General features: G+C 59.3%; 15 protein-coding genes. 12 read left to right on the top strand and 3 right to left on the bottom strand.

Annotated elements, in window-relative coordinates; all coding sequences use genetic code 11:
- Together HMPREF2884_RS09270 and dapF are read left to right on the top strand one after the other, a co-directional pair.
- The coding region (locus HMPREF2884_RS09270) for an acyltransferase family protein (RefSeq protein ID WP_210398927.1) at positions 1 to 678 on the top strand (678 nt) is incomplete at its 5' end.
- A 162-nt stretch (positions 679 to 840) separates the two neighbouring features.
- A complete protein-coding gene (gene dapF / locus HMPREF2884_RS00535; protein ID WP_049359377.1) occupies positions 841 to 1,776 on the top strand; it encodes a diaminopimelate epimerase in 936 nt (311 codons plus the stop codon).
- Between the two features lie 128 nt (positions 1,777 to 1,904).
- Here the strand turns inward: dapF and HMPREF2884_RS00530 are convergent, their stop codons facing one another.
- Positions 1,905 to 2,528, bottom strand: coding sequence for a class I SAM-dependent methyltransferase (locus HMPREF2884_RS00530; RefSeq protein WP_049341729.1), 624 nt, complete (start codon positions 2,526 to 2,528; stop codon positions 1,905 to 1,907).
- A gap of 143 nt (positions 2,529 to 2,671) precedes the next feature.
- Here HMPREF2884_RS00530 and hflX point away from each other — a divergent pair, with 143 nt between their 5' ends.
- Together hflX and HMPREF2884_RS00520 are read left to right on the top strand one after the other, a co-directional pair.
- On the top strand, positions 2,672 to 4,384 hold the full coding sequence (hflX, locus tag HMPREF2884_RS00525) for a GTPase HflX (protein ID WP_070614770.1): 1,713 nt from the start codon (positions 2,672 to 2,674) through the stop codon (positions 4,382 to 4,384).
- Positions 4,385 to 4,390: 6 nt separating this feature from the next.
- Entirely contained in the window at positions 4,391 to 6,463 is a 2,073-nt protein-coding gene (locus HMPREF2884_RS00520) for an ATP-dependent DNA helicase (protein WP_070614768.1), read from the top strand.
- A gap of 150 nt (positions 6,464 to 6,613) precedes the next feature.
- Here the strand turns inward: HMPREF2884_RS00520 and lexA are convergent, their stop codons facing one another.
- On the bottom strand, positions 6,614 to 7,288 hold the full coding sequence (gene lexA / locus HMPREF2884_RS00515; protein ID WP_070614766.1) for a transcriptional repressor LexA: 675 nt from the start codon (positions 7,286 to 7,288) through the stop codon (positions 6,614 to 6,616).
- 817 nt (positions 7,289 to 8,105) lie between these two features.
- On the opposite strand from lexA, the gene HMPREF2884_RS08955 reads away from it, so the two are divergent.
- The 3 genes from HMPREF2884_RS08955 to HMPREF2884_RS00500 all read left to right on the top strand — a co-directional run bounded on the left by HMPREF2884_RS08955 (position 8,106) and on the right by HMPREF2884_RS00500 (position 10,431).
- A complete protein-coding gene (locus HMPREF2884_RS08955) occupies positions 8,106 to 8,744 on the top strand; it encodes a LysM peptidoglycan-binding domain-containing protein (protein WP_083309139.1) in 639 nt (212 codons plus the stop codon).
- Between the two features lie 119 nt (positions 8,745 to 8,863).
- Complete coding sequence (locus HMPREF2884_RS00505; RefSeq protein WP_083309140.1) at positions 8,864 to 9,649, top strand: type 1 glutamine amidotransferase family protein; 786 nt, start codon at positions 8,864 to 8,866, stop codon at positions 9,647 to 9,649.
- A complete protein-coding gene (locus tag HMPREF2884_RS00500; protein WP_070614763.1) occupies positions 9,649 to 10,431 on the top strand; it encodes a HisA/HisF-related TIM barrel protein in 783 nt (260 codons plus the stop codon). The genes HMPREF2884_RS00505 and HMPREF2884_RS00500 overlap by 1 nt, the downstream gene beginning before the upstream one ends.
- A gap of 155 nt (positions 10,432 to 10,586) precedes the next feature.
- On the opposite strand, the gene HMPREF2884_RS00495 is transcribed toward HMPREF2884_RS00500, so the two are convergent.
- On the bottom strand, positions 10,587 to 11,009 hold the full coding sequence (locus tag HMPREF2884_RS00495; RefSeq protein WP_005507125.1) for a DUF1844 domain-containing protein: 423 nt from the start codon (positions 11,007 to 11,009) through the stop codon (positions 10,587 to 10,589).
- A gap of 293 nt (positions 11,010 to 11,302) precedes the next feature.
- Here HMPREF2884_RS00495 and infC point away from each other — a divergent pair, with 293 nt between their 5' ends.
- The 5 genes from infC to HMPREF2884_RS00470 all read left to right on the top strand — a co-directional run bounded on the left by infC (position 11,303) and on the right by HMPREF2884_RS00470 (position 15,024).
- A complete protein-coding gene (gene infC / locus HMPREF2884_RS00490; RefSeq protein WP_083309658.1) occupies positions 11,303 to 12,004 on the top strand; it encodes a translation initiation factor IF-3 in 702 nt (233 codons plus the stop codon).
- Positions 12,005 to 12,201: 197 nt separating this feature from the next.
- On the top strand, positions 12,202 to 12,396 hold the full coding sequence (gene rpmI, locus HMPREF2884_RS00485) for a 50S ribosomal protein L35 (RefSeq protein WP_004006287.1): 195 nt from the start codon (positions 12,202 to 12,204) through the stop codon (positions 12,394 to 12,396).
- 114 nt (positions 12,397 to 12,510) lie between these two features.
- Positions 12,511 to 12,891 carry a 50S ribosomal protein L20 gene (gene rplT, locus HMPREF2884_RS00480; RefSeq protein WP_005507127.1) on the top strand — a complete coding sequence of 127 codons (381 nt, stop codon included), beginning with the start codon at positions 12,511 to 12,513 and terminating at the stop codon, positions 12,889 to 12,891.
- A 209-nt stretch (positions 12,892 to 13,100) separates the two neighbouring features.
- The gene (locus tag HMPREF2884_RS00475) at positions 13,101 to 14,012 is read left to right on the top strand and encodes a TrmH family RNA methyltransferase (protein WP_246827899.1); all 912 of its coding nucleotides are present in this window, start codon (positions 13,101 to 13,103) and stop codon (positions 14,010 to 14,012) included.
- Positions 14,013 to 14,103: 91 nt separating this feature from the next.
- The gene (locus HMPREF2884_RS00470; RefSeq protein ID WP_070594149.1) at positions 14,104 to 15,024 is read left to right on the top strand and encodes a cation diffusion facilitator family transporter; all 921 of its coding nucleotides are present in this window, start codon (positions 14,104 to 14,106) and stop codon (positions 15,022 to 15,024) included.
- The last annotated feature ends 7 nt before the right edge of the window (positions 15,025 to 15,031 follow it).

The following is a 15,031-nucleotide window of genomic DNA, read 5'->3' as shown; positions in this document are numbered from 1 at the left end:
GTCACCCACACTCAACTCGGAAGAGCCCCTTTCACCCACGCATGGAATGGGTCAGCCTGGACCCTGGGTTTTGAATTCCTCGCTTATCTAGCGCTTATCCCGATTTTCTACATTGGGTTTATTCGTAAGAACGCAAAATGGTTGGTTCCTGTCATCTATGCTGGGCTATTTTTCGGGCACCAGATTTTTGAACTGATGGGGCGTGAACCTAATCGTTTTGTAGAGCATATTCTTCGTCTGCATCCTTACTTTTTCGCAGGTGTCATTCTCTACATGTGGGGTAAGCGTATTCGCTATAACGCTACTGTGGCTATTGTGGTCACGATTCTAGGATTTGCTCTGCAATGGTTTGCACCTGGTATTGCCCAGTACATGCACCTGCCTGTGGCTTACGGAATCCTGGCTCTCAGCGCTGCGATTAAGACCGACTTGTGCCGACATAATGATATTTCGTATGGCGTGTACATCTACGCGTTCCCGGTGCAGATTATGTTGACAATTTTCGGTAGTGCATCGCTGGGCTGGGTTCTGAACGCCCTCATCACTTTTGCAATTACCGTTGGTTTGGCGTGGCTGTCTTGGCTGTATGTTGAGAAGCCGGCGCTGGCTTTGAAGGACCGCAAGCTTCTGCGTATTCGTCGCGATCGCTCTGCAGACGCCGTAGCGGCATCTTCATAAACCGGTAAAAGTATCCCGCCTATTTCTGCGGCTTTCGGTAATCTTGACGAACTCATCAAGTGAACCGGGAGCCGCAGAAGTATTTCCGAGGAAGAATGCCTGGTTCACCATCTGGCGCGGTAAAATCATAAACGGACAGGTCACCAACCTTAAGGACAGCATATGAGCGAGAACCCTTCCATCTGGGGCGAGCTGGCAGGCCTGACCCTCACCAAGGGTCACGGCACCGGTAACGACTTCATCTTTCTGACGGATGAGAACGCAGAAATTGCCCTTACCCCCGAGCTGGTAGCCCGCGCTTGCGACCGACACTTCGGCATTGGCGCGGACGGCTTCATTCGTGCTGCCCGTAGCACCGCCTCCCGCGCGGGTCAGAAGCTGCTCGAGGAGCACCCGGACGCTGTCTGGTTCATGGACTACCGCAATGGTGACGGCTCTATCGCTGAAATGTGCGGCAACGGTGTGCGCGCGTTCGTGGAGTACCTGCGCACTGAGGGCCTGATTGAGCTTGAGGTGGGCGAGACCGTCAAGATTGGTACCCGTGCCGGCGTGAAGACTGTGGCGCGCACCGAAGAGGGCTACGCGATTGATATGGGTCCGTGGAGCTTCATCCACGGTGAGGCTGCCCGCGAGGGTGGCGAGGACTGCCTGGTGTCTGCTCGCGGCCTGAAGACTCCGCGTGCTGGCCTGTCCATTTCGATGGGTAACCCGCATACCGTGGTGATGCTCGGCTCCGACGGTAAGCTGGACGGCCTGGACCTGCACAGCCTGCCTCAGGTGAACCCCGCCCCGGTCAACGGTACGAACGTTGAGTTTGTGGTACCGGTCGACCTGGACGTTGAGAGCGGCGCGCATGTGGGCGCTATCCGTATGCGCGTGCACGAACGTGGCGTGGGCGAGACTCTGTCGTGCGGTACCGGCGCGTGTGCGGCGGCTGCGGCGACCCGTTTCTGGGGCGGCGAGGAAGCACCGGATGAGTGGCTGGTGCATGTGCCCGGCGGTACCCTCGCGGTGACTTTCGTGCTGGGCCCGGACGACCTGGAGCATGTTGTTCTGGCTGGTCCGGCGCAGATGGTTGCAACCGTCGTGCTGCGATAACGTGCTGTTTTAGAACAGAGATTTTATAGACAAAAGCGGCGGGTGTTTTCTGACAACACATTCAGAAAACACCCGCCGCTTTTTATATTTTTAAGCAATTAGCGCCAGAGGATTTAGCGCCAGAGGTTTTAATCCTCGTAGCGGTGCACCTGCAGAATACGGAAGCCCTTCGAGGTCGCATAGCGCGACACCTCAAACTCGCCGGGGTGCAGCTCCTCAAGCTGCGCGTCCATCCACTTCTGCAAAGAATCGGAGCCCAGGTTCTTCTGAACCACCAGGTAGGCGTCACCACCGGGCGCCAGGCGCGGCAGCCAGGTCAGCAGGATCTCGTGCAGAACCTCCTTGCCCACGCGAATCGGCGGGTTCGACCAGATGGTGTCAAAACGCAGTTCGGGGTCAACCGATTCGGGGGTTCCCACGGTGACGTTGGACAGGCCGAGAGCGGCGGCGTTGCGTTCGGTCAGGCTAATGGAGCGGGAGTTCACATCCACCGCGTGCACCTGCGCTTGCGGTGCGAGCATCGCCAAAGTCAGGGTGATGGGTCCCCACCCACAGCCGATGTCGAGCATGCGTTCGCCCTGCGGATCGGGTGCTTCCTGCAGCAAAATAGCGGTGCCCTTATCAATGCCGGAGGGGCTGAAAATGCCGTTAGCTGTGGTGACGGTGACCTTGCGGCCGGCAAGCTCCACCTGCACGGGGCGGGGCTTGAATTCGGTCTCGGGGGTTTCAGAGAAATAATGCTGCTCGCTCATGCTATCCAGTGTACCGGTAGGGCAAGAACCCGCCGCACACGGGCAGAGTATGCACGGGGCGGGTCAGCAGCTTACACGCCCTGAGCGCACAGGCGACCGAACCCCCTACCTGATGCGGGCAACGGCGGTAGAATTATAGTCGTATGAATTCTAAGAACACCCCCGTATCTGATACCGAAAAGCTGCCCAGCGATGAGCAGCTGCGCCGCACCGTAGACCGCGTTCTGGGCCGCTCCCAGGCCGCCGCCTCCGTCACTACTTATGACGCCGCCGGTACCGCGCATCACAGCGATAATTCTTCCAGCACCCACGGCAACAATAGCCGCCGTGTGCTGGATACTCGTGCGCGCGAAATTTCTGACGTTCAGCGCGAGCACTCCGAATATGACGGTGACCAGGAAGATCTCGCTGAGCGCCGCGCACTGCGCCGTATCGCGAACCTCTCCACCGAACTTGAAGACGTCACCGAGGTCGAGTACCGCCAGCTGCGCCTGGAGCGCGTGGTGCTGGCTGGCCTGTGGACTGAAGGCACCGTAGAGGACGCAGAGAACTCCCTGCGTGAGCTCGCGGCACTGGCTGAAACCGCAGGTTCCGAGGTTCTGGACGGCCTGGTTCAGCGCCGCCTCAAGCCGGACCCCGGCACCTTCCTCGGCTCCGGTAAGGCGCTGGAACTCAAGGACATTGTCGAGGCGACCGGCGCCGACACCGTCATTGTCGACTCCGAACTGGCTCCCTCGCAGCGTCGTGCCCTCGAAGATATCGTGAAGGTCAAGGTCATTGACCGCACCGCCCTGATTCTCGACATTTTCGCTCAGCACGCTAAGTCCCGCGAGGGTAAGGCGCAGGTTGAGCTGGCTCAGCTGGAGTACATGCTGCCGCGTCTGCGTGGTTGGGGTGCCTCCCTGTCCCGTCAGGCGGGTGGCCGCGCCGCAGCCGGTGAGGGTATCGGTTCGCGTGGTCCCGGTGAAACCAAGATTGAGATGGACCGCCGCCGCCTGCGCGCTCGCATGGCGAAGCTTAAGCGTGAGATTGCTGCGATGGCGCCGGCGCGTGAGACGAAGCGTCTGAACCGTCGCCGTAACCGCGTGCCTTCGGTGGCTATCGCCGGGTACACGAACGCGGGTAAGTCCTCCCTGCTGAACCGCCTGACCGACGCCGGCGTGCTCGTGGAGAACGCGCTGTTTGCGACCCTGGACCCGACCGTCCGTAAGGCTCAGACTCCGGACGGTATCGGCTACACCCTCTCTGACACGGTGGGTTTCGTGCGTTCGCTGCCGACCCAGCTGGTGGAGGCGTTCCGCTCCACCCTGGAAGAGGTCGCTGACGCTGACGTTATCCTGCACGTGGTGGATGCTTCGCACCCGGACCCGGAGGGGCAGATTCGTGCTGTCCGCGAGGTCATCGCGGAGGTCGACGCCCGCCATATCCCCGAGATCATTGTGCTGAATAAGGCGGATGCCGCCGACCCGTTCGTGCTGGAGCGTATGCGCCAGCGCGAGCCGGAGCACGTGATTGTTTCGGCGCGTACCGGTGAGGGTATTGAGGAGCTGAAGCAGAAGATTGCGGACACCATTCCGCGCCCCTCCATTGAGGTGAAGCTGCTGATTCCGTACTCGCACGGTGAGATTATTTCGCGCCTGCACGAGTGGGACGCCGAAATTAAGAGCACCGATTTCGTATCGGACGGCACCTTCGTGGTGGCGCTGGTTCGTGAGGATGTCGCCTCCGAACTGTCCGAGTATGTGCTGGAGGGCGACCTGCTGGAGGTTCTGGAAGAGGAACTTGCGGAGGCACACGCCCTGGCTGAAGCGACCGCATCTGTTTCCGAGCAGCCCTCTACCTCTGAGGCTCTCTAAGGGCGGATGAGCGTGACCGAGAGCATCAACGCGCCTAAAAACGCCCCGGGAACTGCACCCGAACCGGCAACCGACGGCACCCGATTTACCGGGCAGGAGCTTGAGACCCTGCCCGGTGCGAAGGACGCCCTGACCCTGCTGGATGAGGCGGTTGCCGCCACTGGCGGTCAGAATCGTGCCGGTCAGCGCACCATGGCGGCGCATGTGGCGCAGGCTCTTGAACTGCAGCGTCACCTGCTGGTCCAGGCGGGTACCGGTACCGGTAAGTCCCTGGGCTACCTGGTTCCTGCCCTGGCGCGGGTGGGGGAGTCGGACCAGCCGATTGTGGTTGCGACGGCGACCCTTGCCCTGCAGGCGCAGATCGTGAACCGCGATATTCCGCGTCTTCTACAAGCGCTGGAGCCGCGCCCTGAATCGCAGGCGCAGGTGGCTCTGCTCAAGGGCCGCAATAACTACCTCTGCCTGCACAAGCTGGAGGGCGGCTACCCGGAAGACGAGCCGGATGCTCTCTTTGACATGCCTTCTTCGACCTCCCGCGTGGGTGAGGAAGTGGTGCGCCTGCGCGAGTGGGCCGACCGCACGGAGACCGGCGACCGTGACGAGCTGAAGCCCGGCGTCTCTGACCGCGCATGGGCTCAGGTATCGGTGAGCGCCGCCGAGTGTCTGGGCCGCCGCTGCCCGCTGGTGGAAGAGTGCTTTAGCGAGATGGCGCGTAGCCGTGCCGCTGAAGCTGATATCGTCATCACGAACCACGCCCTGCTGGCGATTAACGCTTTCGAGGGCATGAAGGTTCTGCCCGAACATGAGACGGTCATTATTGATGAGGCTCATGAGCTGGTGGACCGCGTGACCGGTGCCGTGTCTGGTTCTTTGACGGTTGCGATGGTTCGCCGTGCGGCGCGTAGCGTAAAGAAGCATTCGAAGGCTGATTCCGGCGCATTGGAAATGGCTGCCGGCACCTTGGAGACCGCGTTCGAGGGTCTTGCCGAAGGCCTGCTGAAGGGCCTGGACGGTCGCCTTTTGACTGCTATTTCTGCGGTCAACGATGCCGCCCGCACCGCCCTGTCCGATACCAAACCGGACGGTCAGGACGTTGACGCCGGCCTGCAGATGGCGCGCTCGCGTGTCTCTGAGGTACACGATATGAGTAGCCGCATCCTGGAGGCTTCGGGCGAGCAGGACGTGCTGTGGATTTCTCGTCAGGGTGGTTGGGAGAACGGCCGCTATGTGGCTGCTTCCGATACCGACCCGGCGACCCTGAACATCGCCCCCTTGAGCGTCGGTTTGCAGCTACGTGACGGTCTGTTCGCTGACCGCACCGTGATTCTGACGAGTGCGACCCTGACAGTGGGTGACTCTTTTGACGTTGCCGCCGGTGCCCTGGGACTGCAGGGTGAGGGCGCGCCGCGCTGGACGAGCATCGACGTAGGTTCGCCTTTCGACTACCGCAAGCAGGGCATCATGTACGTCGCCGGGGATTTGAAACCTCCGGGATTCGGTGTGCATGAAGGTCAGCTGGAGCGTCTGCGTGAGCTGTGCGAGGCGTCGGAAGGCGGTGCCCTGGGCCTGTTCTCCTCGAAGCGTGCCGCCGAGCGTGCCGCCGAATACATGCGTGAGCACAGCGACCTGAACATTCTTCTGCAGGGCGAGTCTTCGCTCAAGGCTCTGGTGGAAGAGTTCAGCGAGGACGTCGATTCGTGCCTGTTCGGCACGATGAGCCTGTGGCAGGGCGTGGACGTTCCCGGTGACTCTTGCCGCCTGGTGGTGATGGACCGCATCCCGTTCCCCCGCCCGGATGACCCGATTGCGCAGGCTCGTACGGAGGCAGTGAACCGTCACCGCGGTAACGGCTTTATGGCGGTTTCTGCTCACCACGCGGCGATTCGTATGGCGCAGGGCGCCGGTCGCCTAATCCGTTCGGTGTCTGACCGCGGCGTGGTGGCTGTGCTGGATTCTCGTGTAGCAACCAAGCGTTACGGCGGTTTCTTGATGAAGGCTATGCCGCCGATGTGGTCGACCCAGAATAAGGCAGCCGTAATTGGCGCGCTGGCTCGTCTTTCGGCGAGTATTGAGCGTTAGCTCGGGTGGATTCCATTCCTGGCTGCACCGCACCTTCCGCTTTGGAAATATAGAAATCACCCTGGTGACACGTGAACATTCACGTGTCACCGGGGTGATTTTTATATAGAGCTAAAAGCCTAGCGGTTATGTCTCTAGAGACTGCATCTTTTAGAGACTACGCAGCACGGAGACGACCTTACCCATGACGGTTGCGCGGTCGCCCATAATCGGCTCGTAGTTGGAGTTGCGCGGCATGAGCCAGGTGTGGCCGTCGACCTGACGGAACACCTTCACGGTTGCTTCATCGTCGAGCAGAGCAGCAACGATATCGCCGTTGTCCGCGGTGTGCTGCTCGCGGACAACCACCCAGTCGCCGTCGCAGATTGCGGCGTCAATCATGGAATCGCCCTTGACCTTGAGCATGAACAGCTTGCCGTTACCGACCAACTGGCGGGGCAGGGCGAGCACATCCTCCACGGACTGCTCGGCAGTGATGGGACCGCCCGCTGCAATTCGTCCAACCAGGGGAACGGGTACGAGGTCCTCATCGCCAACTTCGAAGTTCGGCAGCTCGGGCAGGGACGAGGAGGAGCTACCGTGGATGCCGACGCCGTTCTCATCCAGCACCTCAATGGCGCGGGGGAGCTTGGGATCGCGGCGAATATAGCCCATAGTCTCGAGGCGACCAAGCTGGTGAGTGACCGAGGATAGGGACGCAAGACCCACCATGTCACCAATCTGGCGCATGGACGGCGGGTAACCCTTTTGTTCAATCTCGGTGCGGATCGCGTCAAGAATCTTCTGCTGGCGCGCGGTCAGCGCCGGACGGGGTGCTGTTGCCATTTCTTTTCCTTCGGTCTGTACTCCGACCTTGTATCCCGGTCGGGGCACGGATGGGTGCTTCACACGTTTTCTGATGGTGTCCTAAAAATTTTTTGGTTCTGCCGAAATGGGTCTTATCTCGTCAGGGGGTGGAGGAATTCTATCCGTGCCGAAGCGATACCGAAGCGATACACAGGCAACGAGTATGCGCCTCCGCCCTATAAAACTCAGCCAGCAGCACCTGCATTCGATACAGAACCAAGCTGTAACGGGTACAGAAACCTGCTGTGAGTAGGACTCATCAGGAGCGTGTGGAACGTCTCTTGACACCAGTGTAGAACACTGCACCGAAAAACTCAAACAAATATTCTAGATTTTTTCTTCGAAACTCGAAGAAATTTTTAGCACATCTCTGCTAGACTTTAGAACAAGAGTTCGTATATACTCTTGAATCTCTCCTGAAATTCGGGATTTGCGGGCGAATGTTCGAAAAATATTCGAAGATTCGACCCGGAGTCTTCCGGGAGACGAGAGCGAATGAGTGTTCGAATGTATTCGAATCCTCTGCCTCTCTCTTCGCATGATCTACCTCGGATGCTCTAGGAAGCATCTGGCGAAGAGAGAGCGCGGGGGATGGGGGGCTCAAAACTGGGGTACCCAAATCAACCCGGTGCATCCGAATGCTCTGACCTAACTACTAGGGACTAGCTACCCAATAGTTATCGCCTAACAATCACCACTCCATAGTTATCACTCAACTAGGACCTCCGAGCGGGTATCGCTCGGCATTGCTAGACCCGCGGGGCAACCCCGGGCGAGCTGAGAGAAAGGAACCACAATGACTACTGCAGCACCTATTGCTTCTCACGGCACTTCTGCACACCTTCCGGCAGGTTTGGTGGTACTTCACCCCGCCCGCACAGCGTCCGCCAGCACCGTGTCCGCCAGCACCGTGCAGGGGCGTTCTCGTGTGCCTGCGTCTTCGCAGTCTGTTCGCTCTTCTCGTGCGGCTCATGCACCCCGTCCCGCGCAGGAGGCTCAGCCCGCTCACGCTCCCGCCGTTTCTACCCCTGTTGTTTCTACTCAGGCATCTTCTGCGGCTCAGGCGCCTAGTGCGAAGAGTGTTCTTCTGGCTAAGGGCGGCGAGCTTCTGCGCTCGGTTCCCGGTTCTATTCGTCGTCTTGGCACTGTGCGCGGTTTTCTGAAGGGCCTGCCTCTGCTGACCTTGGCGGCACTGATTGTGCTCGGCGCTATTAGCTTCTTTGGCCCGGCGGCTTCTGCCTCCGTGGAGAACGCTTCGGTGACTCGAACCGTCATTGTGGTCAAGCACGGCGAGACCCTGTGGGATATTGCTCAGGCGGTGAATCCGCAAGGTGACACCCGTGATACTGTGGTTCGTATTATGGAGTTGAACTCGTTGACCAGCACCTCTGTTGATGCCGGTCAGCGTCTGGAAATCCCTCAGACTCAGCGCTAAGTACGGACCCGTGTGTGGTTGGCTTCTGCATGAGGTTGATGTCTTGACTCCGAATCCTTCATCTCTCAAGCTAGAGCGCTTGAGCCGAATTCTTGAGCCTATGAAATAGGAGCGCACCGATGCCTGTTCCCGTTGAACCCACACTCACCGAAATTGAATCTGCACAGGAAACTGAATCTGTACAGAATGCTCAGACTGCTCGTCCTGTGGTTGCTGTTTTGGGGGAACCCGGAACTCGTGGCGCCTTGGTGAAGCTTCTTCAGGATGCGGGGGCGGACGTGATCGTAACCGCTGTGCCCGATCAGCTGCGTGAGGCTGACGGCATGGTGGTTACCGGCGGTGCGAGCTCTCTTGAGGCGTACGAAGACCTGAAAGCTAAGGACGCTGAGCGTGTGATTGGCCGCCGCGTTGCCGGTGGTCGTCCGGTGCTGGTTGCCGGTGCGGCACTGAGCTGCCTCTTTGACTCTATTATGGTGGAGCATCCGCAGATGGGGCAGGTTCAGGTGCAGGGCATGGGGGAGTGGCCCGGCGAGGGCGTGGAGCTTTCTACCCGCGAGGTAACTCCCGGTGTTGCTACTTTGCGCCCGTCCGCCGATAGTACGCTGCTCAAGGATCTTGAGGGCGAGGCTCACTTCAAATCTGAGCACGGCGTTTTTGAGTGGGCTTTTGATCAGAGCATTGAATATATTGCCCCTCCGGCGGTGACTTGGACTGTCACCGAGCCCGCCTATATCGCGGCGGTTGAGAACGGTCCGCTGACGGCGGTGCAGTTCTGCCCGGTGGGCTCTGGCGAGCTGGGGGCGGAGTTTATGCGCCGCTGGGTTGCGTCCCTGGCGGTGACCGGTCGCCTGTCTTCTGAGTCTCTGTCTTCTGGAGACTCCGCTACTGCTGCGGGAGGTAACTAATGTCTGCACCCGTTCTTGAACTTCTGCCCGCTGTTGATATTTCTGAAGGCTACGCGGTGCGCCCGGTGGGTGGCACCCTGTCCGGTGGTGAGCAGCGCCTCGACCCTGTTGAGTCGGCTCTGACCTGGGTGAAGTCTGGTGCCCGCTGGATTCACCTGGTTGACCTTGATTTGGCATTTGGTCGCGGCACGAATACTGAGGTTCTGGCTGAGGTGGTTGCCGCCGTCCGTGCAGAGAATGCCCGCGGCTCCGCTCCGGTTCGTATTCAGGTCAGCGGCGGTGTGCGCAATGCTGAGAGTCTGGAGCGTGCCCTGAGTCTGAATCCGGACCGCGTGAACGTGACCAGTGCGGCGCTGACGGATTCTTCCTGGCTTGAAGGCACTCTGGCTCGTTACGCCGATTCTGATCTTCTGGCTCTTGGTCTCGATGCCCGCTATAACCCTGAGCGGGGCTGGGTGACGGTGGCTCGCGGTACCGACTGGTCGGGCCCTGATCTGGCGGAGGCGCTGGCGTGGCTGGAGGGCGCGGGCGTGCGCCGCTATATCGTCACGGATGTGAGCAAGGACGGTTCTCTGGCGGGTCCCGGTGCGGAGCTGCTGGATGAGGTGCTGGCGCAGACTGCCTGCCGGGTGGTGGCGTCCGGTGGTGTGGCGTCGCTGGCTGATCTTGAGAAGCTGCGTTCCATGGTGCCTCATGGTTTGGAGGGTGTGGTGCTTGGCAAGGCGCTGTATGTGGGTAACTTTAGTTTTGAGCAGGCTCTTGAGGCTGCTGGCTTCCGCTAAAGCTACCGTTCCCGCTAACCCGAACGGACTTTATATATGACGAAGCCCCGTCTTCCTCAGCGTGAGGGAGGCGGGGCTTCGTGATGACATAAACCAGGGGCGGCTTAGTAGACCAGCTGGTTTAGCGTACGTCCTGGTTTAGTACACGTGCTGGTTTAGTACACCGGGCCGGTGAGCTTTTCGCCGGGGCCCTTGCCGGGCTCGTCCGGGAAGGGGGAAGCCTCACGGAATGCCAACTGCAGGGTGCGCAGGCCATCGCGCAGGGGTGCTGCGTGCTGGGAGCCGATTTCGGGTGCTGCGGCGGTGACTAGGCCTGCCAGCGCGGTGATGAGCTTGCGTGCTTCGTCGAGGTCCTTGAGGTCGTCGGCGTTTTCGTCTGCTGCCAGGCCGCACTTGACGGCTGCGGCGCTCATCATGTGGATGGCCGCGGAGCTAATGATTTCGATGGCGGGTACGTCTGCGATGTCGCGCAGCTGTTCGTTGACGGCTTCGACCTGCTCCTCGGTGAGCTCGGTGTGGCCGTGGACGGGGGTTTCTTCTTCCGCGGTGAAGCGGAAGTTCGTGTTTTCAGTGCTCATAGTCTTAGAATCTCATATTTCGTTTGTTTCGGTAAATGCGTCCTTAAGAGTGGGCACTTCTGGGGACTTTCTGGAGGAGTCCCCGCAATTTTTATGGTGTTTTGCGTCTATTTCCTTGCGCCTGTCGGGGATTCTGCGGTATGGTTGTAGGCAGTTTGCAAGTGGAGCATGCCTCCCACCCGGTTGACCGCCGCAGGCGTTTGTTTGCGAGTTTTGAGGTGAACGGGTTTGTCCGCCGCTTTCGGCGTACGCTGGTTTGTGCCTCCGCTTGTGTAACTGCGGGGGCTTTTTTAGTGCCCGCAACGGATAGTATTCACGGGGAAACCCACAGAGCACAGGAGCTAGTCATTAGCGAACCACGCATTAACGATCGTATCCGCGTTCCCGAGGTCCGTCTTGTCGGTCCCGGTGGCGAGCAGGTAGGCGTTGTCCCTCTGAAGGACGCCCTGCGTCTGGCTGAGGACGCCGAACTCGACCTGGTCGAGGTTGCCCCGAACGCGAAGCCGCCCGTGTGCAAGCTCATGGATTACGGTAAGTACAAGTACGAAGCCGCAATCAAGGCTCGTGAATCCCGCAAGAAGCAGGCTAATGCCGTTCTGAAGGAGATCCGTTTCCGCCTGAAGATTGATACCCACGACTACGAAACCAAGGTTGGACACGCTCGTCGTTTCCTTTCCGGTGGTGACAAGGTCAAGGCAATGATTCAGTTCCGTGGTCGTGAGCAGCAGCGCCCCGAGATGGGTGTGCGTCTGCTGGAGCGTCTGGCGGCTGAACTGGCTGAGGTGAGCACCGTTGAGTCTCGCCCCCGTCAGGATGGCCGCAACATGGTGATGGTTCTGGCTCCGCTTCGCGGTAAGGCAGAGGCTCGCCGTGAGCAGGGCGCCGGCGGTCGCAAGGGTCGCGAGCGTATTGACACGACCAAGGCGAAGCCCGTAACTAATTCTTTGGCAGACGTTATGCCTGCCGAGTTGAAGGCACAGGCTTCCGCCGAGTAGGGAACCGGGTCGTCACTTTAGGATGGGCACGCGCCTCCACCGTTGGGTGGGTGTTGCGGGTTCACCCGGTGCCGGTTCCGAGGCACCTCGTTAGGGGTGCCTCACCTTTGGTCCTTGGGGCTGATGCGTCTATCGCTCAACCCCACTAAGCTACCCCGCTGTTGTGGCGGGGGATGAATGTAAGGAGAACGGCAGCTATGCCGAAGCAGAAGACCCACTCTGGTGCTAAGAAGCGCTTCAAGCTCACCGGTAGCGGCAAGGTTAAGCGCCAGCAGGCGAACCGCCGCCACTACCTGGAGCACAAGTCCTCTCGTCTGACCCGTCGTCTGGCTTCTGACCAGATCGTTACCGGCGGCCAGGCAAAGGTTGTCAAGAAGATGCTGGGTAAGTAAGCAACGCTTACTCTCTGCACCTGGCGCACCGATAGTGGTGCGCACTGATTAAAGACTCGCTCCTGTTCAGCGTGATATGTGAGCTGTTCAGGACATAAGACGAAGGAGACACACGTGGCACGTGTGAAGCGCGCGGTTAACGCGCACAAGAAGCGCCGTACTATTCTCGATCGTGCATCCGGCTACCGCGGTCAGCGTTCTCGCCTGTACCGTAAGGCTAAGGAGCAGGTCACTCACTCGCTGGTTTACAGCTACGACCACCGTCGTAAGAAGAAGGGTGACTTCCGTCGCCTGTGGATTCAGCGTATCAACGCTGCTTCCCGCGCACAGGGCCTGACCTACAACCGCTTCATCCAGGGCCTGAAGGCTGCTGGTGTTGAGGTCGACCGCCGTATGCTGGCTGAGCTGGCTGTTAACGAGCCCGCTGCCTTCAACGCACTGGTTGAGATTGCTAAGAACAACCTGCCCGAGGACACCTCGGCTCCCAAGGCTTAATTAGCCTAGGTTGTGTTCTTACCTCGAAAATCTAGGTTCGGGGTAGGATGCTTAAGCGTCGTGAGCGGCCGTCTGCACTTTTGAGTGTGGGCGGCCGCTTTCTGCGTATCTGGGGGTTGTGCTTGTGGCTGTTCTGCGTTTTTTGGGTGTGCCTTTGCCTGTACCCTTTAAGAGTGAACTTTTTTGAACGTATTAGTACCCCCGTTGTGATGTCCAATCCGCAGGCAGATCGTGTGCGCGATATTGCGAAGCTGCGTACCCGCGCTGCCCGCACGAAGAAGGGCCAGTTTCTGGTGGAAGGCCCGCAGGCTGTGCGTGAGGCGTTGAAGGCGCATCTGAAGAAGCCGATTCTGGATGCTGTCTACGTTACGGAGGCGGCTTTTGACCGTCATGAGGATATCGCTGAGCTGCTGGAGCAGGTGTACGGCACTCCCACCCCGGAGGAGGGTCGCCGCGTCTTTATGCGTGTGGTGACCGATGAGGTGCTGGAGGCGATGGCTGATTCGGTGAGCCCGCAGGGTATTATTGCGGTTTCCTTTATGGTGGATGCGTCGTTCTCGCTGCTGTGGGGTGAAGGCGCGTTGAACCCGAAGTTGATTGCTGTGCTGTCTCGTGTGCAGGATCCGGGTAATGCGGGCACTATTCTTCGTGTGGCTGATGCGGCCGGTGCTGACTTGGTGATTACGACTAAGGGTTCGGTGGATTTGTATAACCCGAAGACGGTGCGTTCTACGGCGGGTTCGCTGTTCCATGTGCCGATTATTCAGGGCGTGCAGCTGGAGGATTTCGCGGAGGATGTGAAGTCTCAGGGTACTGCTGTGCTGGCTGCTGACGGCTATGGTGCGGTGAATCTGCAGGAGCTGAGTGAGTACACTGCGGCTCGTCGTGCCGGTGTGGAGGCGAGTGCCCCGTCCGGTGTGAAGGGTAATTTTGATCTTTCTAAGCCGACCATGTGGCTTTTCGGGAATGAAGCGCAGGGCTTGAACGCTGAAGAGAAGGCGGCCGCCACTATGCGCGTGGCTGTTCCTGTCTATGGTTCGGCTGAGTCTTTGAATGTGGGTACGGCTGCTGCTGTGTGCCTGTATGCTTCGGCGATGGCTCAGCGCGGCGTTTCTCGCTAGGCTTTGGGCGGTTCGTGGCTGTGGTGCAGCGGCGGGCCGCCTTCGCCTCATATTTTTAGAGTTTTGGTTTAGGGCTGTAGAAAGGGAAATCATGTCTGCTCCTTCTGGTCATTCGGGTTCGGGCGCGATTATTGCCGCGCTGGGCGCGAACCTGGGTATTGCGGTGCTGAAGTTTTTGGCTTTTGCGCTGACTCGTTCTTCGTCGATGCTGGCGGAGGCTATTCACTCGGTGGCTGACTCCGGTAATCAGCTTCTGTTGCTGCTGGGCGGTCGTGCTTCGCAGAAGCAGGCTGATGAGGAGCACCCGTTTGGTTATGGCCGTAACCGCTATATTTACGCGTTTATTGTTTCGATTATTATCTTCGCGCTGGGTGGTTTGTTCGCCCTGTATGAGGGTTATGAGAAGCTGCATGACCCGCACGGTATTACTGAGTGGCAGTGGGTTCCGGTGGCTGTTCTGGTGGGTTCGATCCTGCTGGAGGGTAATTCGTTCCGCGTGGCGGTGAAGGAGTCGCGTGAGCTGAAGGGCAAGCAGAGCTGGATGCGTTTCTTGCGTACTTCGAAGAACCCGGAGCTTCCGGTGCTTCTGCTGGAGGATGCGGGTGCGCTGCTGGGTCTGATTTTTGCGCTCTTTGGTGTGGGTCTGACTCTGTTGACCGGTAATGGTCTGTGGGATGCGTTCGGTACCCTGGCTATCGGTATTCTGTTGGTCTTTATCGCTGTGTTCCTTGCGGTGGAGATGAAGTCCCTAATTTTGGGTGAGGCTGCTTCGCCGGAGGATTTGGCGAAGATTCGTGCGGCGATTGAGGATGGCGATAGCGAGCGCATTATCCACATTAAGACTGTGCACCTGGGTCCTGAGGAGATTCTGGTGGCGGCAAAGATTCGCATTCATGATGCTGACACTGGTCGTGCGGTGGCTGATGAGATTGACGCGGCTGAGGTTCGTATTCGCGAGGCTGTTCCTGCGGCACGCATCATTTATTTGGAGCCGGATATTTTCCGGGCTTAGTTCTAGG

Origin of the sequence: Rothia sp. HMSC073B08 (assembly GCF_001812975.1) — a bacterium.
In the GTDB taxonomy this organism is placed as follows: domain Bacteria; phylum Actinomycetota; class Actinomycetes; order Actinomycetales; family Micrococcaceae; genus Rothia; species Rothia mucilaginosa.
The sequence above is the reverse complement of the archived record's forward strand: the minus strand, read 5'-3'. Positions and strand labels throughout refer to the sequence as shown.